The organism is Brevundimonas sp. AC546 (assembly GCF_979258305.1).
Genome location: NZ_OZ409849.1, coordinates 584,719 through 607,893, shown reverse-complemented (window position 1 = coordinate 607,893; position 23,175 = coordinate 584,719). Strand labels below are relative to the sequence as shown.

Sequence of the window (23,175 nt, the reverse complement as noted above, 5' to 3'; positions counted from 1 at the left end):
ATCCGCCTGGTTTCCCAATGGGGAGAACAGGACTAGAACAGACGCATGATAGCTCTTTTCGCTGCTCTTGTTCTGTCCACTTCGCCGATGCCGGCTTCGGATGACCCCGCTGTCGCCGCAGGTGTCGTTCTGGACCGGATGCATGAGGCCGCGTCGCGCGCGGATGGCGACGCCTATTTCGACCTGTTCACCCCCGACGCCCGGTTCATCGGCACGGATGCGACCGAGCGTTGGTCGCTGGCTGAGTTTCGCGCCTATGCGACGCCGTTTTTCTCGCGCGGCAAGGGCTGGACCTATCGCCCGCATGACCGGGTGGCGACCCTGGCGCCGGGCGACTGCCGCTGCATCGTCTGGTTCGACGAACTGCTAGACAACGACGCCTATGGGCTGACGCGGGGATCGGGCGTCCTGCGCCTGACCGACGAGGGCTGGAAGATCGAGCAATATGTGCTCAGTTTCACCGTGCCGAACGACAAGGCCAAGGATGTAGTCAGGCTGATCGTCGAAGGTACGGCGGACTGATGGACTTCCACGAAGAGGCGTTCGTCCTGTCGGCGCGCAGCCATGGCGACACCGGGTCCGTGGTGGATCTGTTGACGGAAACCCAGGGTCGGCGGTCGGCCTATGTCGCGGGCGGGGCGTCGCGCAAGATGAAGCCGTTCCTGCAAGCTGGAGCGCGGGTGGTGGCAGACTATCGCGCGCGCACATCGGACCATCTGGGCGCCGCGCGGCTGGAGCCGGTAGGCGAGGGCCCCAGCGCCCTGTTCGACGACGCCCTGGCGCTGACCGGGCTGGCGGCGGCGGCGGGGATAGCGCAAGGGGCGCTGCCGGAACGCGAGCCGCATCCCGGCGTCTTCTTAGCCTTCGAGGCGCTGATGGCGGCATTCGCCTTGCCAGACGTTTGGCCGGCGATTTTCGTGCGGTTCGAGGCGGGGCTGCTGGAAGACCTGGGCTTTGGGCTCGACCTTTCGAAGTGCGCCGCGACGGGCACGGCCGACGATCTGATCTACGTCAGTCCACGCACCGGCCGGGCGGTCAGCCGTGACGCCGGCGCGCCCTATGCCGACAAGATGCTGATCCTGCCGCCCTTCATGCTGGGCGCCCAGGCGGGGTTGATCGAGGGCGACGTGAAGGCCGGGTTCGACCTGACCGGCCATTTCCTCGAACAGTTCGTGTTTCACCCGCAGAACAAGCCCCTGCCGGCCGCGCGCGTCTGGATGTTGGACAAGCTGGGTGACGCCGGACGGCTCTAGCCGAAGGTGAAGGCGAAGACCTGAACCCCGGGATCCAGGAACTCGATCTCGAACGTCCGTTCGCGCACCGCGCCCGTTTGGCGGACCAGTTGATAAAGCCGTTCGCCGTCGATGCGGCCCATACCTTGGGCGTCGATGTCGCTGCCTGCGTTCGGGCCGGGCGCAGCGCCATCGACAAGGACACGGAAACGCGGCTGTTCGCCGCTCTTGCTCGGACCCATCACCAGGTGCAGGTCGCGCGCCTTGAAGCGGAAGGCGACACGCCCGCCGGCAGCCTGAAGGTCGGCGTGCTCGCGGGTGACCGTCCAGCGGCCGGACAGGTTCCAGCCGTTCAATTGCAGCGGCGCGGCGACGTAATCCTTGATCACGTCATTGGCCAGGCCGCCGGGCGAACGGAAGTTCTCGGCGCGGCCATAGCCGACATAGGTTTCCGGCGATTCGACCTGGGCCATGTCGGCGGCTGCCTCTGCGCCCTGGGCCTGAACGCTGACGACATTGCTGGCGACATTGGCGGCCCCGGCTTCCTTGAGCAGTTGCTGGATCACCCGTTCGGAGCCGGCGTAGTCGCCCTCGCCGAAGTGGTGGTGACGAATCTGGCCCTTGGCGTCGATGAAGTAGTGGGCGGGCCAGTACTGGTTCTTGAATGCACGCCAGATGCCGAATTCGTTGTCCATGGCGACGGGATAGGTGATGCCCAGCCGCTGGATGTTCTGGCGCACGTTGGTCTCGGATTTTTCAAAGGCGAACTCTGGCGTGTGGACGCCGATCACCACCAGACCCTGATCCTTGTACTTCTCGGCCCAGGCGCGGACGTAGGGGATGGAGCGGATGCAGTTGATGCAGGAGTAGGTCCAGAAATCGACCACCACCACCTTGCCCTTCAGTTGCTCCGTCGTCAGGGGCGGGGTGTTGATCCAGGTCGTCGCCCCGGTCAGCGGCGGCATCACGCCCTCGACCGGCAGATTGGCCAAATCGGTCGGCGCTTCGTTCGTCGGCATGCCGCGTCCAATCCCGCCCAGCAGCGCCTGTTCGATCCGGCCTGTGCTGGCGGCTGAAATCCGCGTCAGCAAGCCGGTGTCGGCGCCCAAGCCGATGATGACGACGCCGATCAGGACCAGCACGCCCAGGCCGCGCCGCACCCATTCGCCGACGCCCAGCGCGCCCTTCATGGCCTTGAACACCCGACCTCCGACCAGCAGGGCCAGGCCCAGGGACGTCGCTGCGCCCGCCGCATAGGCCAGTAACAATACCGTCGTGCCGACCCCCGCGCCCTGAAGCGCCGCGCCCGTCAGGATCACGCCCAGGATGGGCCCCGCGCAAGGCGCCCACAGCAGACCCGTGGCCACGCCCAGCAACAGCGAAGACCGCACCTCGCCTTCGTCGCCGCCCTGACGTTCGGCCCGGTCGGTCAGCCAGGACCCGGCGGCGACGAAAGGCCGCATCAGACGGTCGCCCACAGCCGGGAACAGCAGGCTCAGGCCCAGGACGGCCATAACCGCCAGTGCGACCCAGCGCCCGACCTCATTGGCGCGCACAGCCCAGCCACCGCCCAGCGCCGCCAGGGTCGCTACGCCCGCGAAAGTGACCGCCATGCCGACGAGCAAAGGCAGGCCGTTACGGATGAACGGTCGATCTGCGCGGGCGAAGACGAAGGGTAGAACCGGCAAAATGCACGGGCTGACGATGGTCAGGACGCCGGCGAGATAGGAGAGCAGGAACAGGATCATGGCGCGGCCTGACGAGGAGGGTGGTTCTCCCCTACGTTCGAACCGACGGCGCGGTTGGTTTCATCGCTGCGGAAAATATTTGTGGCGCGGTCGATTTCATCAGCCAGGGTCCGCACGAGTTGATCCGCAGGCATGATACGGGACAGCGGCGCGCCCTGTCCGGCCCACTGTGCGGCATAGCCGTCGTCGCCTGCCCCCTTCGCGGCCGCGTTCAGCGCCTTGCCGATGTCATAGGCGCGCGGATAGGCGGCGACCCGGTCGGGATCGGCGGACTGCATGAAATCGTTCTCCAGCCCGCGCGCTGGTCGTCCTGATATGACCGCCGAGACCCGCGTCCGGTGGGCGTCCGACCCCGCCATGGCTTGTCGATAGGCCTCGTCGGCCGCCGATTCCGGGCAGGGCACGAAGGCGGTGCCCAGTTGCGCGCCGGCCGCCCCCAACATGATGGCCGCCGCCACGCCTTGCCCGTCCATGATGCCGCCGGCGGCGATCACCGGGATGGTCAACTGGCGGGCCAGCATTCGCGTCAAAGGCAGGGTTGAGAGCCGCTGGTCGTCGGCGGGATCGAACACGCCCCGATGGCCGCCGGCCTCCCAGCCCTGGGCGACGACCATGTCGATCCCCGCCGCCTGGATCGCCTGACCTTCGGCAAGCGATGTCGCGGTGGCCAGCAGGACGATTCCCGCAGCCTTCAGCGCGGCGATCTGGCTCGGCAGCGGCAGGCCGAAATGAAAGCTGACGGCGGCCGGGCGTTCGTCCAGCAGCACCTGCAGCTTGGCTTCGTCCGTCAGAAAACTGGCGTAGATATCGCGCAGGTGCTCAGGCGGTCTGGCATCGAACCGGTTGAACAAGGGCCGCAAACTGTCGATCCAGCTCTGGTCGCCGTCGGGGTCGGGCGCGGCGGTGGCATGGCAGAAGACGTTGACGTTGAACGGCCTCTCGGTCAGGGCGCGGGTCGCCTGAATCTGGCGTCTGGCGTCCTCTGCCGTTACGGCGCCGATCGCGATGGAGCCGAGTGCGCCGGCGTTGGAAACGGCGGCGGCGAGGGCAGGCGTCGATGTGCCCGCCATCGGCGCCTGGATGATCGGATGTCGGAGGCGGAAGGCTTGCGTCAGGCCAGTGTTCACGGTGCGCTCCTTGCTGATGTCCACTTAGGCGCCTGCGACACGATCCAAAAGAGCGTCCATGCGTTGGTCGCGCCAACTATCCCCGACTTAGGCGCGGCTTCGGGCTAGACTTCCGGCTTCCCATCCCCGATTCGCTGGCCCATGACGATCCATGCCCCGCCGCCGGAAGGCGGCCGTATCATCGACGAGCCGATGGAGACGGCGCTCAGCCGCCGCTATCTGGCCTACGCCCTGTCGACCATCACCAACCGGGCGCTGCCGGACGTGCGCGACGGGTTCAAGCCCGTGCACCGGCGCATCCTGTACGCCATGCATCAGATGCGGTTGAACCCGCAGGCGGCGGCGCGCAAATGCGCTAAGGTCGTCGGCGAGGTCATGGGCGGATACCACCCGCACGGCGACGCCTCGATCTATGAGGCCCTAGTGCGCCTGGCCCAGGATTTCGCCCAGCGCTATCCGCTGGTCGACGGTCAGGGCAATTTTGGCAATATCGACGGCGATAGCGCCGCCGCCATGCGCTACACCGAGTGCAAGCTGACACCGGCCGCTGTGCTGCTGCTGGACGGGATCGATCAGGATTCGGTCGATTTCCGCGCCACATACGACGATCAGGACGAGGAACCGATCGTCCTGCCGGCAGGCTTCCCCAATCTGCTGGCCAACGGCTCGTCCGGCATCGCCGTGGGCATGGCGACCTCGATCCCGCCGCACAATGTTGGCGAACTGATCGACGCCTGCCAGACGCTGCTCGACCGGCCCGAGACGTCGACCGCCGAACTGGTGCAACTGGTGCCGGGTCCGGACTTCCCGACCGGCGGCGTGGCCGTTGAAGGCCATGCCTCGATCCTGGACGCCTATGAGACGGGCCGGGGCGGGGTGCGTCTGAGGGCGCGCTGGGAGACCGAGGACCTGGGCCGTGGCGTGTGGCGGATCATCGTCACCGAGATGCCGTACCAGGTGCAGAAGTCACGTCTGATAGAGGCGCTGGCCGACCTGATCGAGCACAAGAAGGCGCCGCTGCTGGGCGACGTGCGCGACGAGTCAGCCGAAGACATCCGCCTGATCCTGGAGCCCAAGAACCGCACCATCGAGCCTGAAATGCTGATGGAAAGCCTGTTCAAACTGTCTGATCTGGAGGTCCGCTTCCCGATCAACATGAACGTGCTGGACGCCAGCGGCACGCCGCGCGTCATGGGGCTGAAAGACTGCCTGCGCGCCTTCCTGGATCACCGTCGCGTGGTGCTGAACCGGCGCTCGCAATGGCGGATCGAGCGGGTCGAGAAGCGGCTGCACCTGCTGGAAGGCCTGCGCATCGTCTTCCTCAACCTGGACGAAGTGATCCGCATCGTCCGCGAGGAGGAGCAGCCCAAGGCGGTGCTGATCGCCCGCTTCGGCCTGACCGAAGCCCAGTCCGACTATATTCTCGACACCCGTCTGCGTCAGTTGGCGCGAATCGAGGAAATGGCGATCGAGAAGGAGTTCAATGCCCTGTCGGAAGAGCTTGCGCATCTGCAAGCGCTGACGTCGTCGGAAGGCAAGCAATGGAAGGCCGTGTCCAAGGAGCTGGAGGTGGTGCGAAAGGCGCTGATCTCGCCACGCCGGACCACCATCGCCGAGGCGGTCGATAGCTCGGCCTTCGTCGCCCCCGAAGCATTCATCCCGCGCGAGGCGATCACGGTCATCCTGTCGGAACGCGGGTGGATCCGCGCCGCCAAGGGCAAGGTCGAGGATCCGTCGGAGCTGAAGTTCAAGGAAGGCGACCAGCTGGCCTATCTCGTGCCGGCCTATACGACCGACAAGCTGCTGGTCGCGGCGTCCGACGGGCGCATCTTCACCATCGGGGCCGACAAGCTGGCGTCGGGTCGCGGGCATGGCGAGCCGCTGCGCCTGATGATCGACCTGGATGAGAAGGCCGAGATCATCAACGTCTTGGCGCACCAGCCGGGCGGCAAACTGCTGATCGCGTCCAAGGCCGGCTATGGCTTCATCGCGCCGGAAGACGAAACCTTGGCCCAGAAGCGGGGCGGCAAACAGGTGCTGAACGGCGAGCTGCTGGCCGTGCTGCGCGTGACCGGAGACCATGTTGCGACCATTGGCGAGAACATCAAGGCGCTGATCTTCCCGCTGGCCGAACTGCCCGAGATGGGGCGCGGCAAGGGCGTGCGCCTGCAGAACTTCAAACAGGGCGGTTTGGCCGACGTGACCGTGTTCAACGCCGAACAGGGGCCGGAATGGGCCGACGGCGGCGGACGTCGCCGCAACTGGCCCGACTGGAAAGACTGGCTGGGTAAACGCGCCGGCGCAGGCCGCCAGGGACCGCGAGGGTTGAGGAAGTTCAGGTAAAGTTGAGTTGTCTCTTGGTCGCGATCCGTCGGTCTAGAACAGCACCGACGGGTTCATGATCCTGTTGGGATCGATGGCGCGGCGGATGGCGGCCATGGTCTCGATCTCCAGGGGCGACTTGTAGCGCTTGACCTCTTCGGTCTTGAGCCGGCCTAGGCCGTGCTCGGCCGAGATCGAGCCGTCGTAGGTTCCGACGACGTCGTGAACGACTTGAGAGCCTTCCTTCCAGCGGCCGATGAAGGCGGGGATGTCCTGGCCCACGCCCGGCAGAATGTCGTAGTGCAGATTGCCGTCGCCGACGTGGCCGAAGACCGAGATGCGGGCCCCGGGATGGAAGCGTTCGACGGCGGCCGAGGCTTCGTCGATGAACTCGGCGATGCGGCTGATGGGGACGGAGACGTCGTGTTTCCAGCCGCCGCCCTCGGGCTTCAAGGCCGCCGAGTGCTCCTCGCGCAGGCGCCAGAAGGCGGCGCGCTGGGCGTCGTTCTGTGCGATGGCGGCGTCGGTGATCAGGCCTTGCTCGAAGGCGACTTCCAGCAGGGTCTCCATCTGGGCCTCGGCGCCGCCGGGCGTGCCCGAGGCGATCTCGATGAGAACATACCAGTCGGGCGTCGAGTCCAGCGGCTCGCGGGTGTCGGGGATGTTTTTGAGCACCAGTTCCATGCCCAGGCGCTTCATCAGCTCGAAAGCCTCGACCCCGCCGCCGGTCTCGGCCTTGGCGCGGGCCAAAAGCTCGACCGAGGCGGCGGCCGTCTCCAGACCGACGACGGCGACGGCGCGCGAACGCATGATCGGGAACAGTTTCAGGGTGGCGGCCGTGACGACGCCGAGCGTGCCCTCGGCGCCGATCAGCAGCTGCTTTAGGTCATAACCGGTGTTGTCCTTGCGCAGCCGCTTCAGGCCGCGGAAAATCTCGCCGTTTGGCAGGACAGCCTCGATGCCCAAAACCAGATCGCGCATCATGCCGTAGCGGAGCACCTGGGTGCCGCCGGCGTTGGTTGAAATGACGCCGCCGATGGTGGCCGAACCCTCGGCGGCCAGGCTGAGAGGAAAGTAGCGGCCCGCCGCCGTCGCTGCTTGCTGGGCCTCCAGAAGGGTCAGGCCCGCCTCGACCGTCATGGCGTCGTCCAGGGGGGTCACGTCGCGGACGGCTCGCATCTTGCGTGTGGACAGCAGGACTTCGCCGAACGGGATCTGGCCGCCGACCAGGCCTGTGCCTCCGCCATGAGGTGTGATGGCGACGCCTTCGCGAGCGCAGATGGTCACGGCCTTCGCCGTTTCCTCAGTGGAGCGCGGGGTCAGCAGGATCGGCGTGTGGCCCGTCCAGCGGTTGCGCCATTCGGTTAGCGACGGGGCGATGACGTCCGGATCCTGGGTCCAGCCGCCCGGACCCAGCGCGGCCTTCAGTTCGTCGAGCACGGCGGAGGAGGGGGCGGGCGTCTGCATGCCCCCTTTTGTCAGGCGTCGCCTTGCGTTGGAAGGGCCGCGAGGGCCTCAGACGTCGAGTTCTTCTTTCACGAACTGTGCATTTTCCTGAATGAACTGGAAGCGGGCGTCGGCGCGCTTGCCCATAAGGCGTTCGACAAGGTCCTCGATGTCGGCCTCGGCGTCAGGCACGGTGATGCGGGCCAGGGTGCGTTTCTTGGGGTCCATGGTGGTCTCCTTGAGCTGCGAGGCCATCATTTCGCCAAGGCCCTTGAACCGGCCGATCTCGGTCTTCTTGCCCTTGAAGACGGTGGCCATCAACTCGTCGCGGTGGGCGTCGTCACGGGCGTATTCGCTCAAGGGGCCAGCGCTGATACGGTACAGCGGCGGCAGGGCCATGAAGACCCGGCCCTGGCGGATCGTCTCGGGCATGACGCGGTAGAAGAAGGTGATCAGCAGGGCCGCGATGTGGGCGCCGTCCACGTCGGCGTCGGTCATGATCACGATCCGCTCGTAACGCAGGTCGTCGATGTTGAACCGATTGCCTGGCTGAACACCCATAGCCAGGGCCAGGTCAGACAGTTCCACGTTCTGGCGCAGTTTGTCTGCCGTGGCCGAGGCGACGTTCAGGATCTTGCCGCGCAGGGGCAGGATGGCCTGGGTCGTGCGGTCGCGCGCCTGTTTGGCCGAGCCGCCTGCCGAATCGCCTTCGACGATGAAGAGTTCGGTGCCCTGGGCCGACTGGCGGCTGCAGTCGGACAGCTTGCCCGGCAGGCGCAGTTTGCGAGTGGCGGCGGCGCGCTGGACCTCCTTGTCCTTGCGGCGACGCAGGCGGTCTTCCGCGCGGTCGACGACGAAGCCGAGCAGGGCGTTGGCCTGTTTGGGGCTTTCGGTCAGCCAGTGGTCCAGCGGATCGCGGAGCAACTGCTCCACGATGCGCGTGCCCTCGGGCGAGGATAGACGATCCTTGGTCTGGCCCTGGAACTCGGGATTGCGGATGAAGACGCTGATCAGGGCGCCGGCGTTGGCGATGACGTCCTCGGCCGTGATGATGGCGGCGCGTTTCTCGTTGGTCAGTTCGCCGTAGGATTTCAGACCCTTGACCAAGGCGGCGCGGAAGCCGGCCTCGTGCGTGCCGCCGTCGGGCGTCGAGACGGTGTTGCAATAGGACTGAATGAAGCCGTCGGATTCGCCGAAACCGATGGGCGACCAGGTGACGGCCCATTCGAAGGCGCCCGCCTCGCCCTGGCGCTCGGCGCGGCCGGCGAAGGTGGGGGTGACGGTGTCCAGTTCGCCGATACGGTCGACAAGGGCGTCGGCCAGGCCGCCGGGGAAGTGCAGGCTGGCCTGGGTCGGGGTGGCGTCGGTGATGCGCTCTGGCGCGCAGGTCCATCGGATTTCCACGCCGCGAAACAGATAGGCCTTGGAGCGTGCCATGCGGAACAGGCGGGCGGGTTTGAACGCCGCGCCCATGCCGAAGATTTCGTCGTCGGGCTTGAAGCGGATCAGGGTGCCGCGCTTCTTGGACGGGCCGATCTGCTGGATGGGGGCCAGCACGGCGCCGCGGCTGAACGCCTGTTTCCACTCGAAACCGTCGCGCCAGACGGTGACCTCGACGCTTTCGCTGAGCGCATTGACGACCGAGACGCCAACGCCGTGCAGACCGCCTGAGGTTTCATAGGCTTTGCCGGAGAACTTGCCGCCCGAGTGAAGGACGGTCATGACCACTTCCAGCGCGGACTTGCCGGGGTGTTTGGGGTGAGGATCGACGGGAATGCCGCGCCCGTCGTCGCGGACCGACAGATAGCCCTCGGCGTCCAGGTCCACGGTGATCAGCTTGGCGTGTTTGGCCACCGCCTCGTCCATGGCGTTGTCCAGGACTTCGGCGAACAGGTGATGCAGCGCGCGCTCGTCGGTGCCGCCGATGTACATGCCGGGGCGTTTACGGACGGGTTCCAACCCCTCCAGCACTTCGATCGAGGAGGCCGAATAGGCGTTGGCGCTGCCGGCCGTCGGCGCGGCGGCTGCGGTCGGGGCAGGGGATGGCGCAGGCGCGGGCGGCGCCTCGGGCGGTTTCACCGCGACAGGTTTGGGCGGCTCGGGTTTGCGAGCTTCGGGTTCGTCGTCAAAAGCGAAGAGGTCGGCGGCCATTTACATAGTCTGAGGCGATTCGGGACCGGGTCTGGTAGGCCCGTGAGGCCGGTCGAGCAAGCGGCGCGCGAACAGGGGCCGGATCGAAGGTCACGGCGCGGGCCATGATCGCTAGCATCAGGATCCACGGCAGGTTGGCGTGGGTCAGCAGGACGCTCTCCGACAGGCTCAAGGCTGTGAACACGGTCAGATAGGCGATGCTCCAATAGCCTTCGCGCGCGCCCTGGCCGTTCAGCCGCGCAATGATCAGGATCGCGGAGATCGCCATGACGGCGCCGACAGCCACCGCGCCGGGCCAGCCCAGCTGGACCAGCAGGTCGATCCAGCCGTTGTGCGCGGACGGCACGGGCCACTGGGTCTCAATGCGGATTTCGCGAGCGGGAATGGAGTCCACGCCCCAGAAGGCGCTGAAGCCGTAGCCGGTCCAGGGACGCTCGGCGACCTTTCGCATCAGAGCTTCCCAAATCAGTGTGCGGCCGGTCAGGGACGGATCCTTGCCGAGGGCTTCCAGGATCGCCGCCGAATCCGAGTTCCATAGCCAGGTTGCGGCCCCCGCCGTCACGACGCCTAGCCAGATCCCGGCGACCGTGATGACTGCGCCGCCCTGTTTCAGCGTCCACCAGCCGCCCACCATGCCCAGGCCCAGGCCCCAGCAAAGGAGGGATGTCTTGGATTGGGTGGCGAGCACCAGAAGCGTGGTCAGGCCCAGCGTCAGCAGGCACACCCAGAAACGGTTGCTGCGTCCGGCGATATGATCGGCGGCCAGGGTCGCGGCGGCCGAGACGGCGCCGATCACCATGACCAGACCCATCTGGTTTTTCTCGTACCAGAGCCCGCGCCAAAGGCCGGCGTTGTCGAACTGGTGCACCCCGACCTTTGGATAGCCGAACACCATGATCAGGCTGCCGACGGCCATCACCAAGCAGGTGTACATCAGGACGCGGGGCAGGGCGTCGTCGCGGAAGCGGGCGCCGAGGTAGATGGCGAAGGCGCTGTTGATGGCCATGGCGATCACGCGGCGCTCGGTCACGCCGGGATCGATGGACCAGTATTTCGAGACGAAACACAGGGCGACTAGGCCAAACATCATCAGCCAGGCGGGCCAGGCGCGGATGACCTTGTCGAAGCGAAAGACGATCAGGCCCGCGATGACGGCGTAGACCGGCAGCCAGATGAAGCGCAGGATCGGCGTCTCGACCTGGGTCGGCGCGATGACGGGCGCGATCAGGGCGCCGGTCAGCATGAAGACGACGAAACCGGCCGCCCACTGTTCCCACAGCGGCGTCGAATCATCCTGAATCTGAACGGGCGGTTCGCGCACGGGCGCACAGTCCTTTGCGGCGCTTAAGGAACCGTGAGCGCGGCGGTGAAGGCGGTGAGGCCCTGTTCCAAATCAGCGATCAGGTCGGCGGGGTCTTCCAGCCCGACATGGAGGCGGATCAGTTCGCCCTCTAGCACGGGCGGGTGGTCGCGATAGGCCATCTGGTGCGTCTCGTGGGTGATCAGACTTTCGAACCCGCCCCAGGAATAGCCTAAGCCGAACAGGGTGAGAGCGTTCAGGAAGGCCTCGCCCGCCGCCTTGTCGCGGCCCTTCATGACTACGCCCATCAGGGACGCCGCGCCGGTGAAATCCCGCCGCCACAGATTATGGCCCGTCGAGTCGGGCAGGGGCGGGTAGAGGACGCGGGAAACCTCGGGCCGCGCTTGAAGCCATTCCGCGACGATCAGGCCCGACCTGGCCTGTTCTGCATAGCGTAGCGGCAGGGTTCGCAGGCCGCGCAGCGCCAGCCAGGCGTCGTCGGGCGAGACGTGCCAGCCGAGATCCTCGATGGTGTCGCCGATGGCGCGCAGGCAGGCGGGATCACTGGCGGCGATACTGCCCATCAGCACATCGGAATGACCGCCGACGTATTTGGTGACGGCCTGGACGCTGATGTCCACGCCCTGGGTCAGCGGTCGATAGGCCAGGCCGGCGGCCCAGGTATTGTCGACCACCGTCAGTATACCGCGCGTGCGGCAGGCTTGGGCCACGGCGGCGACATCGACCATTTCGAACGTCAGGGACGACGGCGACTCCATCAGCACCAGTCGTGTCCGGTCGCTCAAGGCCGCGATGATGTCGGCTGCATTGGCGCCGGCGGGCAGGAATCGGGTCGTGACGCCGCGCGCGGCCTGATAGCGGCTGAGGAAGCGGCGCGTCGGGCCATAGACGGCGTCCGTGGTGATCACCTCTTCGCCCGGTCGCAGCAGGGCCAGCAGCGGAACGGTGACGGCCGCCAGGCCAGAGGGAACCAGGAAGGCGTCCTGGGCGCGCTCCAGATCAGCCAGGGCGCGTCGAAGGTCACGGGCGGCGCTGGTTCCGCTGAGGCCATAGGTCGGGCCGTCCGTTTCGTCGCGCATAACGCCGGCCGTGTCGCTGAGCATGGTCGAAGCGCGTTCGATGGGGGGATTGACGCCCCGCCGCCCTTGCCCCCGGCGTGTGGCGGCGGTGATCAGGCGGGTGCGGTCCGAATGCGGCGACATGGCGTTTCCGATGGGTTGCGGAAGGGTTGCGGATCAGGGCCTAAAGGCCTCTAAAGCCAGCGGGGCGCAAGCGGCGAGGGATTGGAACGCGATGCGGTGCTGGATGATCGGAGCGATGGCGGCGGTGCTGCTGACGGCCGCGTGCGGGCGCGAGGACGCCGACCCAACGCCGGATGCGACCGATGTCGCACCGACCGCGACTACGCCCAGCGCCGTTCCCGAAAGCCCGACCCTGGCGGCGATCAAGCGGCGCGGCCGCCTGAACTGCGGCGTGCATCAGGGACTGGTCGGGTTCGCCTATACCGACAATCGCGGGCAATGGCGTGGGTTCGATGTGGACTTCTGCCGTGCGACGGCGGCGGCCGTATTGGGGGATGCGAACGCCGTGCGGTTCGTACCTCTTTCGGCGTCGGATCGGTTCGCGGCGTTGAACGACGGCCGGATCGACGTGCTGTGGCGCAACTCGTCGTGGACCATGAGCCGTGACGCCGGCGAGGGATTCGTCTTCGCCGGGATCAACTATTACGACGGCCAGGGCTTCCTGGTGCGGCGTTCGCTGAACCTGAACAGCGCGACGGAGCTGAACGGGGCGCGGGTGTGCGTCCAGTCCGGCTCGACCTCGCAGGCCAACGCCGCCGATTATTTCCGGTCGCGCGGTGTGGAATATCGGCCTGTCGTCTTTGAAACCGAGGAGGCGGCGCGCGACGCCTATGGCCGCGAGGACTGCGACGCCTTCAGCGCCGACATCTCCGCCCTGGCCGCCGCGCGGACCGTTCTGACCAACCCCAACGAACATGTGATCCTGTCGGACGTGGCGTCCAAGGAGCCGTTAGGACCAGTCGTCAAGGCGGGCGACGAAGGCTGGGCTTCGACCGTGCGCTGGACCTTGAACGCCCTGATGCTGGCCGAGGAGCTGGGGGTGAACAAGGCCAGTGTAGAGGCGCAGTCAAAGACCGCGACCGACCCGCGTGTGCGCCGTTTGCTGGGCGTCGAGGGCGAGTTCGGACCGATGCTGGGACTTTCGAAGACCTGGGCCAAGGACGCCGTAGGCGCAGTCGGAAACTACGGCGAAATCTTCGAGCGAAATCTGGGCCAGCAATCGGCGCTCGACCTGGCGCGCGGTTTGAACGCACAATGGAACGCGCGTCCGGGCGGCTTGATCTATGGTCTGCCGATCCGATAAGCGCCGACGCTTGTATCGCTTCCTGGGGGACAGATGACCGAGACCAAACGCGGCGGCCTTGCGCTGCACTGGCTGATGCTGATCGGTTTCGCAGTCGGCCTGGGCGGCGGTCTGATCGTCAACCTGACGCTGGGCGCGGACACGGGCTGGGTCGTGTGGCTGACGGACAATGTCACCGGGCCGCTGGGGCAGATCTTCCTGCGCCTGCTGTTCATGATGGTGATCCCGCTGCTGTTCTCGGCCCTAGTGGTCGGCGTGGCGGAGATGGGCGACCTCAGTTCGCTGGGACGCGCGGGGATCAAGACCCTGCTGCTGACGATCCTGGTGTCCAGCATCGCCGTGGTGATCGGCCTGGTGATGGTCAATGTGTTCCAGCCGGGGCGCGGCGTCGATCCGGCGCTGGCGCAGCAATTGCTGGACCAAGGGCGGGACGGCGCGGCCGGCATCGTGCGCGGAGCGCCCGAGACCATCCAGCTGGGCGATTTCTTCCTTGAGCTGATCCCGTCCAACGTCTTCACGGCGGCGGCCGAGAACCAGATCCTGCCGGTCATGGTGTTCGCCCTGTTCTTCGGCATCGGACTGGTGATGGCCAAGTCGCCGGCGACGGATCGGCTGCAGCAGGTCATCGAGGGCCTGTTCGAAGTCACGATGAAGCTGATCAACCTGTTCATCAAACTGGCGCCCATCGCCATCGCCTGCCTGATGTTCAACCTGGCGGCCCTGTTTGGATGGGACCTGCTAGTGCGGCTGGCGGCCTATGTCGGCGTCGCCGTTGGCGCCATGGCGATCCATATGTTCGTGGTCTATCCGCTGGTGATCTGGATCCTGGGCGGTCGGTCGCCCATCGCCTTCTTCAAGGGCGTGCGCGAGCCGATGGTGGTGGCCTTCTCGACCGCCTCATCCAACGCGTCGCTTCCGGTATCGCTGAAGGCGGCCGAGGAAGAGTTGAAGCTGCCGCGCAAGATCGCCCGGTTCGTTTTGACGGTCGGCGCCACCGCCAATCAGAACGGCACGGCCCTGTTCGAGGGGGTGACGGTGTTGTTCCTGGCCCAGTTCTTCGGCGTCGATCTGACGATCACCCAGCAGGTCATCGTCATGCTGGTTTGCATACTGGGCGGGATTGGCACGGCAGGCGTGCCTGCGGGTTCGCTGCCTGTCGTGGCGATGATCCTGGTGATGGTTAAGGTGCCGCCGGAGGGGATCGGCCTGATCCTGGGGGTGGATCGCTTCCTGGACATGTGCCGCACGACGCTGAACGTCACCGGCGACCTCGTGCTGGCGACCGTGGTGTCACGTGGCGAAGAAGACGATGCCGTCGAAGCCGACGATGTTGTCCCGGTGGCGCCGCCGGCCTGAGGTTCAGCCCGTCTCGACCGGGGTGTCATCGCGGGCGCCCCATTCGGACCAGGACCCGTCATAGAGGCGTGACGAGCGATCAAGCTCGGCCATACCCAGGGTCAGAATGGCGGCGGTGACGCCGGAGCCGCAGGTGGTGACGATGGGCCGGTCTATGTCCACGCCTGCCTCGACGAAGGCCTGCTCCAGCGCCGAACCGCGCTTCATCGTGCCGTCCTCGTTCAGCAGACGGCCGTAGGGCAGGTTGAGCGCGCCCGGCATATGTCCGCCGCGAACACCGGGGCGGGGTTCGGCGGCCTGACCGCTGAAGCGCGCAGCGCCGCGCGCATCGACGATCTGGACGCCTTGGGTCAAGGCGTCGCGGACGTCATCGAGCGAAGCGATGGCCTCACCGGGATCTGCGGCCTCGAAACTGGTCGCGACGACTTCCGATTCGCCAGTCTGCACGGGGTGGCCCCGCGCCAGCCAACGCGGGAGGCCGCCGTCCAGCACTTGGACGTGTTTGGCGCCCATCGTCCTCAACATCCACCAGACGCGGGCTGCCGAGAACAGGCCGGCCGTGTCGTAGACGACGAGCCGGTCGTCGCTCCCGATGCCGAGGGCGCCAACCGACGCCGCGAACGATTGCGGCGACGGCATCATGTGGGACAGGGGGCTATCGCGGTCGGACACGGCGTCCAGATCGAAGAAGACGGCGCCGGGAATGTGGGCTTGCTCGAAGTCAGCGCAGGCGTCCCTTCCGTCCAGATGCCAACTGCCATCCACGATGCACAGGGCGGGTTCGCCAAGGCGGGCGGCGAGATCTTCGGTGGAGATCAGAAAGCTCATGGTCGGGACAGGGCCAGTTGGATGACATTGGTGCGGCCGGAGCGGAAGCCGGCCTCGCAATAGGCGAGATAGAAGCGCCATAGCCGCCGGAAACGCGCGTCGAAACCGGGAATTCTGCTGATCTCGGACCAACTCGCCTGGAAGCGTTCGTCCCAGCGTTTCAGGGTGGAGGCGTAGTCGAGGCCGAACCGCTCGACCGCCAGCCATGATAGGCCGGCCGCGGCGGTGACGGGCGCCAGTCGCTCCTCAGACGGCAGCATCCCGCCGGGGAAGACGTACTTCTGGATGAAGTCGGTCCGGGCGTTGTATTCCTCGAACAGGGCGTCCTGGATGGTGATGATCTGCAGCCCCGCGATGCCGCCCGGCTTGAGGACATCGTGGACCTTGTCGAAATAGACGGGCCAGTATTCCTTGCCGACCGCCTCGAACATTTCGATTGAGGCCACGCGATCGAATTGGCCCTGGACGTCTCGGTAATCGACCAGCTCGATCCTCGCCTTGTCCGTCAGACCCGCGTTGAACAGCCGTTGTTGCGCGAAGTCGTGCTGCTCCTTGGAGATGGTGATGCCGGTGACGTTCGCGCCGATCTCGCGCGACGCGAACTCGGCGAAACCGCCCCAGCCGCAGCCGATTTCCAAGACCGACATGCCGGGTTTCAGGTCCATCATCCGGGCCAGGCTGGCGTATTTCTCGCGCTGACCGGCTTCCAGCGTCTCGTCCTCGCGACTGAATCGCGCCGATGAATAGGTCATCGAGGCGTCCAGCCAGTTCAGATAAAAGGCGTTCCCCAGGTCGTAGTGGGCGTGGATGTTCTTCTTCGAGCCCGTGCGGCTGTTCCGGTTGCTGCGATGCGACAGCCAGTTGACCGCCATCATCAGCCAGTTGCCGTCGAACAGGCGTCGGATGTGGTCGTAGTTATCGACCAGGGTCTCCAGCAGGGCGGCCAGATGCGGGCTGTCCCACTCTCCGGCCATGTAGCCCTCGGCGAACCCGATGTCGCCTGCGGCAAGAACACGGCGAGCGAAGTCATAGTTCCTGACGTGCATCACGCCGCTGGGGCCGGCCTGTTTGCCTTCCAGCACATGAGTTTCGCCGTTGGGCAGATGAACGGTCAGCCGCCCGAACGTCCAGTTGGAGGCGAGCAGGCGTAGCAGCATCGCAAAGACGCGGGGCGTCCGGGCGGCGGCGGCCTCCAGGTCGGTCGTGGCGAGACTCATGATGAACCTTTCTGCGCGTCAATCACGGTCGGTCGTGTCGTCGCCGCGTCCCGACACCGTCTTGAGGGCGTCGAGGGCGCGGGCGCGAGCTTGGCCATGATCCAAGATGGGGTGGGGATAGTCTTTGCCAAGCCTGACGCCGGCGTCGCGCAACACCTCGGCCGGGGCGGTCCAGGGAGCGTGGAGCCAGCGGTCGGGCAGGGCGCGCAGTTCGGGAACCCAGCGGCGGACATAGCCGCCCTTGCCGTCGAACTTCTCGCCCTGGGCGATGGGATTGAAGATACGGAAATAGGGCGAGGCGTCTGCGCCGGACCCGGCGACCCACTGCCAGTTCTGCACATTGCTCGCCAGATCGGCATCGACCAGCGTGTCCCAGAACCAGGCCTCGCCCTCGCGCCAGTCGATCAGCAGGTGTTTGACCAGGAAGGAGGCGACGACCATCCGCACGCGATTGTGCATCCAGCCGGTCGCCCAGAGTTGGCGCATCCCCGCATCGACCAGGGGATAGCCGGTGCAGCCGCGTTCCCAAGCCTCCAGCCCCTCGGGATCGTCGCGCCAGGGCATGGCGTCGTACTCGGGCCGAAAGGCGCGCTCGGGCATGGTCGGGAAATGGTGCAGCAGGTGGGCGGAAAAATCGCGCCAGCCGATCTCGGCGACGAATTTCTCGGCCTCGGCGGCGGGAACCTTGCCCGTATCCGCCGCCTCGCGCGTGCGTTCGACGGCGCGCCAAGGACTGATCTCGCCCCAATGCAGGTGTGGCGAGAGGCGGCTGGTCGCTGGACGGTCAGGATGGTCGCGGCCAACAGCGTAGGTCTTCAGCCCGGTGGCGATGAAGTCGGACAGGGCGGCGGAGGCGCCGTCTTCACCAGGCGTCCAGTCGAAACCCTTGGACCAGTCCGGTCCGGTCGGATGAAGTTTCCAGTCGTCGATCAATTCGCTCTCGACGGCGGATGGCGTGTCGATCACGCGCGGACCAGTCGTGTGAGCAGGCGGCTCGGCCTTGGTCAGAAGCGCCTTCAGGAAGGGGGTGAAGACCTTGTAGGGGCCGCCCGTGCCGTTCAGCACCGCGCCGGGGCGGCACAGCAGCGATCCGTTGAATCCGCCGCAGTCGATGGCGTCGGCTTTCAATGCATGGGCGATCTCGGCATCCCGCTCAAACGCGTGCGGCTCGAACAACCGGTTCAGGAAGACCGCGTCGGCGTCGGTCTCGTCGATCAGACTCTGAAGCTGGAGCAGCGAATCGCCGCTGCGCAGGATCAGCCGCGAACCTCGCGCCTGTAGCGCCGCGTCCAACGCCCGCAACGACTTGTCGAGCCACCACAGGGCGGCGGCGCCGGTCGGGCGATCCGGGGTGCGATCCAGGATGAAGACGGGCAGGATGGGCCGCCCCGTCTCTGCGGCATGGTTCAGGGCGGGGTTGTCGTGCAGGCGCAGGTCGCGACGGAACCAGAGGATGACAGGCTTGGTGGCCACGCGGGCGAACTCCGTGATAACTTGCGCTCAACCGTTCAGAGCGCCACCTGATGGCCCAATAGCTGCGGCAAACACCGCCTCCACAACACCCGAACTTCGAAAGAACAGCCCCGTGAGCCGACCCAACGCTGTCATTACGTTGTCCGAAGGTCTTCGGACGCCTGTCGCCATCGGCGGCGGCGCCAGAATTGCCTTCATCGCCGGTCCTTGCCAGATGGAAAGCCGTCAGCACGCGCTGGAAACGGCCCATGCGCTGAAGGAAATCGGCGAGCGTCTCAACGTCGGCATCATCTACAAGACCAGTTTCGACAAGGCGAACCGCACCAGCGCCAGCGCGGCGCGCGGCATCGGCCTGAAGGAAGCCATGCCGATCTTCGCCGAGATTCGCGAGGTGACAGGCCTGCCTACCCTGACCGACGTCCACTCTGAGGCCCAGTGCGGTCCGGTGGGCGAGGTCGTCGACGTGCTGCAGATTCCGGCCTTCCTCAGCCGCCAGACCGACCTGCTGCTGGCCGCCGCTGCGACAGGCAAGGCGATCAACATCAAGAAGGGTCAGTTCCTGGCCCCCTGGGACATGAAAAACGTCATCGCCAAGGTCGTCGGCGCCGGCAATCCCAACGTCATGGCCTGCGAGCGGGGCGCCAGCTTCGGCTACAACACCCTGGTCAGCGACATGCGGGCGCTTCCGGTGCTGCGCGAGATTGGCTGCCCCGTCGTGTTCGACGCGACCCACAGCGTCCAGCAGCCGGGCGGGCAGGGCACGTCCTCGGGCGGACAGCGCGAGTTCGTGCCGGTTCTGGCCCGCGCCGCCGTCTCGGTCGGCGTGGACGCGGTCTTCGTAGAGACGCATCCGGACCCGGACAACGCCCCGTCGGACGGCCCCAACATGGTGCCGCTGGACCAGTTCGAGGCCCTGGCCGCCCAGCTAATCGCCTTCGACGACCTGGCCATCAAGATCGGGGCCAAGGCGCCGGTGGCGCAGGCCGCCTGAATCCTCTAGGTCGGACCTATGTCTGACACCCTGGACCTGGGCGCCCTGCAAAGCCTGCTAGAGCGCGTGCGCGGCCTGAAGATCGCCTGCGTCGGCGACCTGATGCTGGACCGCTACGTCTATGGCGAGGTCAGCCGCATCTCGCCCGAGGCGCCGATACCGGTGCTGCGCGCGACCCGCACCGTCGCTATGCCCGGCGGCGTCGGCAATGTGGCGCGCAATATTGCCGCCCTGGGCGGTGTGGCCCGCCTGGGCGCCGTCGTAGGGGACGATGCGGCGGGCGCGGAACTCACTGCTCTCATCACCGCCGAGCCGCGCATCGAGGACGCCGTGGCCCGTCCCGCAGAGGCCGCGACCATCGTCAAAACGCGGTTCGTCTCGGCGGGGCAGCAGTTGTTGCGGCTCGATGATGAAGGCGCCCCGGTGTCCATCAAGAATTCCGATGCGTTTACCGGTGCTTCCGTCTATCTTCTGTCCGACTATGCCAAGGGTATCGTAGGCGACGCTCTGATCGCATCGGCTTTGACGGCGGCTCAGGCGTCGGGCGCGCCGGTCGTGGTCGATCCCAAAGGCCGCGACTTCGCCCGCTATGGGGCGGTCGATGTAATCAAGCCCAATGCTTCGGAACTGGCCGGCGCGACCGGCCTCCCGGTCGGGACGGACGCCGAGGTTGAGGCGGCGCTGGAGGCCTTGCTGGCCGGAACGACCGCAAAGGCCGTGATCGTGACGCGGGCGGGCAAGGGGATGAGCCTGGCGCGGCGCGGTGAGGTGGTGAAGCATTTCCCCGGACGGGCGCGCGAAGTGTTCGATGTCTCGGGCGCCGGTGACACCTGCCTGGCCGCCATCGGCCTGGCCCTGGGCGCAGGAGCCTCGCTGGAGACGGCGGTCGAGTTCGCCATCCTGGCCTCGGGCGTGGTGGTCGGAAAGGCCGGGACGGCCGTGGTGACGCCCGCTGAACTGATCGAAGCCGAACTGAGCCAACACGCCACCGCCGCCGTCGCCAAGGTGACGCCGCTGGATGAGCTGGCGGCCGAGGTGGAGGCCTGGAGGCGTCAGGGGCTGAAGGTCGGTTTCACCAACGGCTGTTTCGACATTCTGCACCGTGGCCATGTCGCCTATCTGGCCCAGGCGCGCAGTTGGTGCGACCGGCTGGTGGTGGCGCTGAACACCGATGCCTCGGTCAAAAGATTGAAGGGCGAGGGCCGGCCGGTCAACGATCTGGACAGCCGGGCGGTCGTTATCGGCGGTCTGGCCAGTGTGGACCGCGTGACCAGTTTCGATGATTCGACGCCGGTCGCCTTGATCGAACGGCTGAGACCCGATGTGCTGATCAAGGGCTCGGACTATACCCGCGAGGGCGTGGTGGGCGGCGATCTGGTCGAGAGCTGGGGCGGCGAGGTCAAGCTGGCTGATTTCAAGGATGGATATTCGACTACTCGGACGATCGAGAAGATGACCACAGGACCCCAGCAATGACGCCTCGCATGATCGTCGTCACCGGCGGCGCCGGCTTCATCGGTTCGAACATCGTGGCGCGCCTGACGGCCGAGACGGCCTATGACGTCGTGGTCTGCGACCGGCTGGAGACGGCGGACCTGGCCAAGTGGAAGAACGTCGCCAAACACGCCATCGCCGACTTCTGGTCGCCCGAAGAACTGTTCGAACAGCTGGAGCGTTACGCCGAGCGGATCGAGGCTGTCGTGCACATGGGCGCCATCTCTTCGACGACCGAGTCGGACGGGGACCTGATCCTGCGCACCAACTTCACCTTGTCGCGTGACCTATGGGACTGGTGCACGATCCGGGACGCCAGGATGATCTACGCTTCGTCGGCCGCCACCTATGGCGACGGCGAGGCGGGGTTTGACGACGACGATGATGCGGAGTCATTGTCGAAGCTTAGGCCGCTAAACGCCTATGGTTATTCGAAAATGCTGTTCGACCAGCATGCCGTGCGCCAAGCGGATCGTGGCCAGGCGCCGCGTCAGTGGGCCGGACTGAAGTTCTTCAACGTCTATGGGCCGAACGAGGGCCACAAGGGCGGGATGAAGTCGGTCGTGGCCCAGATATGGCCCAAGCTCGAGGCCGGCGAGGCGGTCAGCCTATTCCGGTCGCACAATCCGAACTATCCAGATGGCGGCCAGCTGCGCGACTTCGTCTATGTCGACGATGTGGTTGATATCATCGAGTTTCTGCTGCAATCGCCCGAGGTGTCCGGCATCTTCAACGCCGGGTCGGGCCAGGCGCGGTCGTTCGCCGATCTGGCGCGCGCGACCTTCGCCGCCGCCGGCAAGGAACCGTCGATCCAGTACATCGACATGCCCGAAGTGATCCGCGACCGGTACCAGTATTTCACCGAAGCCCGGATGGACCGTATCCGCGCCGCGGGGTTCGAGGGACAGTCCACGCCGCTGGAAGAGGGCGTGCGGCGATACGTGCAGGACTTCCTCTCCACTTCTGATCCCTACCGCTGATGCGCCGGCTGACCTTCAGGCAATGGGTCGGCTATGCGGGCTTCGCCGCCGTCTTCGCCCTGACCGCCGCCGTAGCGGTCTGGAGCGGGGATATCCTGCGTGCGGGGTTGGATCCGCAGGTGCCGTTCCAGACCTACAAGCCCCCGCCGGCTCCGGATTATCGCCAGGCGTCATCCTGGGCGCTGATGGATGAGGGCGCCCCGGACCAGGCGGCGGTTTTCTTCGTCATGCCGACGACCTTTGACGGCGGTGCGGAATGGAATGGGCCGATCGACGATGCACGGGCGAACGCCTATCTGCGCCGCGTCGTCCTGCCGAACTACGCCTCGCCCTTCGCCAGGGAAGGCAAGGTCAGCGCGCCGCTCTATCGCCAGGCCAGCCTCTATACGCGGCTGACCCTGCGCGACGATGCGCGTGAGGCGCGGGCCTTCGCCTATGAGGATGTAAAGGCGGCCTTCGCGCTCTGGCTTCGCAATCATCCGACCGGACCGATCGTGATCGCCGGGGTGGAGCAGGGCGGCGAACTGTCCGCGCTGCTGGTGCGCGACGCGCTTCGCTCCGATCCGAAGCTCAAGGATCGGCTGGTTGCGGCCTATCTGATCGAGACCCTGGTCAGTCGCGAGATGTTCCAGCAGAGGGTCGCGCCCTGCGACGCCTCCGACGAGACGGGGTGTATCATCGCCTGGTCCTCGGTCGAGAACGGCGACGAACCGGCGGCGCGGCGCAAGCTGCGGCGAGCGCTGGACTGGAACGATCGGGGCGAGCTTGTTGGGCTGACGACCGCGCCGATCTGCGTCAATCCGGTGACAGGCTCGACACAACAGCCGCGCGCCGAGGCCCGGCAGCACAGCGGGGCGACCAATGCGACGGGGTTGGAATGGGGGGCGCGTCCGGCACTAACCGGGCGACTTATTTCGACCGAATGCCGAGGCGGCCTTCTGTGGCACAGCGCACCCGACGCGGACTTCCTGACCGCCGGCGGAAGCTGGGCGGATCGGCGCAAGATCGTGCCTTACAACCTGTTCTACGGCGACATCGAGCGCGACGTCAGCGTTCGCTTGGCGGCATGGCGGGCCAAGCGCGGCCTTTAGCCTCCATCAGGTC

18 protein-coding genes are annotated in these 23,175 nt (G+C 66.4%); 9 read left to right on the top strand and 9 right to left on the bottom strand.

What is annotated here, in order from left to right; translation table 11 throughout:
* Positions 1-45: 45 nt before the first annotated feature.
* Together ACZZZD_RS03050 and recO are read left to right on the top strand one after the other, a co-directional pair.
* Positions 46-522, top strand: a complete 477-nt coding sequence (locus tag ACZZZD_RS03050; RefSeq protein ID WP_463432551.1) for a nuclear transport factor 2 family protein — start codon at positions 46-48, stop codon at positions 520-522.
* Positions 522-1,253, top strand: a complete 732-nt coding sequence (recO, locus tag ACZZZD_RS03045; RefSeq protein ID WP_463432549.1) for a DNA repair protein RecO — start codon at positions 522-524, stop codon at positions 1,251-1,253. Before ACZZZD_RS03050 ends, recO begins: the two co-directional genes overlap by 1 nt.
* On the opposite strand, the gene ACZZZD_RS03040 is transcribed toward recO, so the two are convergent.
* Both ACZZZD_RS03040 and ACZZZD_RS03035 read right to left on the bottom strand, forming a co-directional pair.
* Positions 1,250-2,980, bottom strand: a complete 1,731-nt coding sequence (locus tag ACZZZD_RS03040; RefSeq protein ID WP_463432547.1) for a cytochrome c biogenesis protein DipZ — start codon at positions 2,978-2,980, stop codon at positions 1,250-1,252. The two genes, recO and ACZZZD_RS03040, sit on opposite strands and share 4 nt — an antisense overlap.
* Positions 2,977-4,131 (bottom strand): NAD(P)H-dependent flavin oxidoreductase, encoded by a 1,155-nt coding sequence (locus tag ACZZZD_RS03035; RefSeq protein ID WP_463432545.1) that lies wholly within the window; start codon positions 4,129-4,131, stop codon positions 2,977-2,979. The genes ACZZZD_RS03040 and ACZZZD_RS03035 overlap by 4 nt, the downstream gene beginning before the upstream one ends.
* 117 nt (positions 4,132-4,248) lie before the next feature.
* Between ACZZZD_RS03035 and parC the strand changes: the two genes are divergently transcribed.
* Positions 4,249-6,450, top strand: coding sequence for a DNA topoisomerase IV subunit A (parC, locus tag ACZZZD_RS03030; protein ID WP_463432543.1), 2,202 nt, complete (start codon positions 4,249-4,251; stop codon positions 6,448-6,450).
* Between the two features lie 33 nt (positions 6,451-6,483).
* On the opposite strand, the gene ACZZZD_RS03025 is transcribed toward parC, so the two are convergent.
* From ACZZZD_RS03025 to metC, 4 genes are read right to left on the bottom strand one after another with little or no spacing between them, the layout of a single operon-like run.
* Positions 6,484-7,896, bottom strand: coding sequence for an FAD-binding oxidoreductase (locus ACZZZD_RS03025; protein ID WP_463432541.1), 1,413 nt, complete (start codon positions 7,894-7,896; stop codon positions 6,484-6,486).
* A gap of 48 nt (positions 7,897-7,944) precedes the next feature.
* Positions 7,945-10,026 (bottom strand): DNA topoisomerase IV subunit B, encoded by a 2,082-nt coding sequence (locus ACZZZD_RS03020; protein ID WP_463432539.1) that lies wholly within the window; start codon positions 10,024-10,026, stop codon positions 7,945-7,947.
* Positions 10,001-11,347, bottom strand: coding sequence for an O-antigen ligase family protein (locus ACZZZD_RS03015; RefSeq protein ID WP_463432537.1), 1,347 nt, complete (start codon positions 11,345-11,347; stop codon positions 10,001-10,003). The genes ACZZZD_RS03020 and ACZZZD_RS03015 overlap by 26 nt, the downstream gene beginning before the upstream one ends.
* 23 nt (positions 11,348-11,370) lie before the next feature.
* Positions 11,371-12,549 carry a cystathionine beta-lyase gene (gene metC, locus ACZZZD_RS03010; RefSeq protein ID WP_463432535.1) on the bottom strand — a complete coding sequence of 393 codons (1,179 nt, stop codon included), beginning with the start codon at positions 12,547-12,549 and terminating at the stop codon, positions 11,371-11,373.
* 91 nt (positions 12,550-12,640) lie between these two features.
* Here metC and ACZZZD_RS03005 point away from each other — a divergent pair, with 91 nt between their 5' ends.
* Positions 12,641-13,732, top strand: coding sequence for an amino acid ABC transporter substrate-binding protein (locus tag ACZZZD_RS03005; RefSeq protein ID WP_463432534.1), 1,092 nt, complete (start codon positions 12,641-12,643; stop codon positions 13,730-13,732).
* A 33-nt stretch (positions 13,733-13,765) separates the two neighbouring features.
* Entirely contained in the window at positions 13,766-15,088 is a 1,323-nt protein-coding gene (locus ACZZZD_RS03000; protein WP_463432533.1) for a dicarboxylate/amino acid:cation symporter, read from the top strand.
* A gap of 3 nt (positions 15,089-15,091) precedes the next feature.
* On the opposite strand, the gene sseA is transcribed toward ACZZZD_RS03000, so the two are convergent.
* From sseA to ACZZZD_RS02985, 3 genes are read right to left on the bottom strand one after another with little or no spacing between them, the layout of a single operon-like run.
* Positions 15,092-15,916 (bottom strand): 3-mercaptopyruvate sulfurtransferase, encoded by an 825-nt coding sequence (gene sseA / locus ACZZZD_RS02995; protein WP_463432532.1) that lies wholly within the window; start codon positions 15,914-15,916, stop codon positions 15,092-15,094.
* Entirely contained in the window at positions 15,913-17,133 is a 1,221-nt protein-coding gene (locus ACZZZD_RS02990; RefSeq protein WP_463432530.1) for a class I SAM-dependent methyltransferase, read from the bottom strand. The genes sseA and ACZZZD_RS02990 overlap by 4 nt, the downstream gene beginning before the upstream one ends.
* An 18-nt stretch (positions 17,134-17,151) precedes the next feature.
* The gene (locus ACZZZD_RS02985) at positions 17,152-18,606 is read right to left on the bottom strand and encodes a cryptochrome/photolyase family protein (protein ID WP_463432528.1); all 1,455 of its coding nucleotides are present in this window, start codon (positions 18,604-18,606) and stop codon (positions 17,152-17,154) included.
* A gap of 112 nt (positions 18,607-18,718) precedes the next feature.
* Between ACZZZD_RS02985 and kdsA the strand changes: the two genes are divergently transcribed.
* From kdsA to ACZZZD_RS02965, 4 genes are read left to right on the top strand one after another with little or no spacing between them, the layout of a single operon-like run.
* On the top strand, positions 18,719-19,597 hold the full coding sequence (gene kdsA, locus ACZZZD_RS02980) for a 3-deoxy-8-phosphooctulonate synthase (protein WP_463432526.1): 879 nt from the start codon (positions 18,719-18,721) through the stop codon (positions 19,595-19,597).
* Positions 19,598-19,615: 18 nt separating this feature from the next.
* The gene (rfaE2, locus tag ACZZZD_RS02975; RefSeq protein ID WP_463432524.1) at positions 19,616-21,073 is read left to right on the top strand and encodes a D-glycero-beta-D-manno-heptose 1-phosphate adenylyltransferase; all 1,458 of its coding nucleotides are present in this window, start codon (positions 19,616-19,618) and stop codon (positions 21,071-21,073) included.
* The gene (rfaD, locus tag ACZZZD_RS02970) at positions 21,070-22,071 is read left to right on the top strand and encodes an ADP-glyceromanno-heptose 6-epimerase (RefSeq protein ID WP_463432522.1); all 1,002 of its coding nucleotides are present in this window, start codon (positions 21,070-21,072) and stop codon (positions 22,069-22,071) included. Before rfaE2 ends, rfaD begins: the two co-directional genes overlap by 4 nt.
* Entirely contained in the window at positions 22,071-23,162 is a 1,092-nt protein-coding gene (locus ACZZZD_RS02965; RefSeq protein WP_463432520.1) for a DUF3089 domain-containing protein, read from the top strand. Before rfaD ends, ACZZZD_RS02965 begins: the two co-directional genes overlap by 1 nt.
* The last annotated feature ends 13 nt before the right edge of the window (positions 23,163-23,175 follow it).

Bases quoted from the DNA above. Each gene is read 5' to 3' on its own strand.
- ACZZZD_RS03050 (WP_463432551.1), top strand. From the start codon at position 46: ATGATAGCTCTTTTCGCTGCTCTTGTTCTGTCCACTTCGCCGATGCCG.
- recO (WP_463432549.1), top strand. From the start codon at position 522: ATGGACTTCCACGAAGAGGCGTTCGTCCTGTCGGCGCGCAGCCATGGC.
- ACZZZD_RS03040 (WP_463432547.1), bottom strand. From the start codon at position 2,980: ATGATCCTGTTCCTGCTCTCCTATCTCGCCGGCGTCCTGACCATCGTC.
- parC (WP_463432543.1), top strand. From the start codon at position 4,249: ATGACGATCCATGCCCCGCCGCCGGAAGGCGGCCGTATCATCGACGAG.
- ACZZZD_RS03025 (WP_463432541.1), bottom strand. From the start codon at position 7,896: ATGCAGACGCCCGCCCCCTCCTCCGCCGTGCTCGACGAACTGAAGGCC.
- ACZZZD_RS03020 (WP_463432539.1), bottom strand. From the start codon at position 10,026: ATGGCCGCCGACCTCTTCGCTTTTGACGACGAACCCGAAGCTCGCAAA.
- metC (WP_463432535.1), bottom strand. From the start codon at position 12,549: ATGTCGCCGCATTCGGACCGCACCCGCCTGATCACCGCCGCCACACGC.
- ACZZZD_RS03005 (WP_463432534.1), top strand. From the start codon at position 12,641: ATGCGGTGCTGGATGATCGGAGCGATGGCGGCGGTGCTGCTGACGGCC.
- ACZZZD_RS03000 (WP_463432533.1), top strand. From the start codon at position 13,766: ATGACCGAGACCAAACGCGGCGGCCTTGCGCTGCACTGGCTGATGCTG.
- sseA (WP_463432532.1), bottom strand. From the start codon at position 15,916: ATGAGCTTTCTGATCTCCACCGAAGATCTCGCCGCCCGCCTTGGCGAA.
- ACZZZD_RS02990 (WP_463432530.1), bottom strand. From the start codon at position 17,133: ATGAGTCTCGCCACGACCGACCTGGAGGCCGCCGCCGCCCGGACGCCC.
- rfaE2 (WP_463432524.1), top strand. From the start codon at position 19,616: ATGTCTGACACCCTGGACCTGGGCGCCCTGCAAAGCCTGCTAGAGCGC.
- rfaD (WP_463432522.1), top strand. From the start codon at position 21,070: ATGACGCCTCGCATGATCGTCGTCACCGGCGGCGCCGGCTTCATCGGT.
- ACZZZD_RS02965 (WP_463432520.1), top strand. From the start codon at position 22,071: ATGCGCCGGCTGACCTTCAGGCAATGGGTCGGCTATGCGGGCTTCGCC.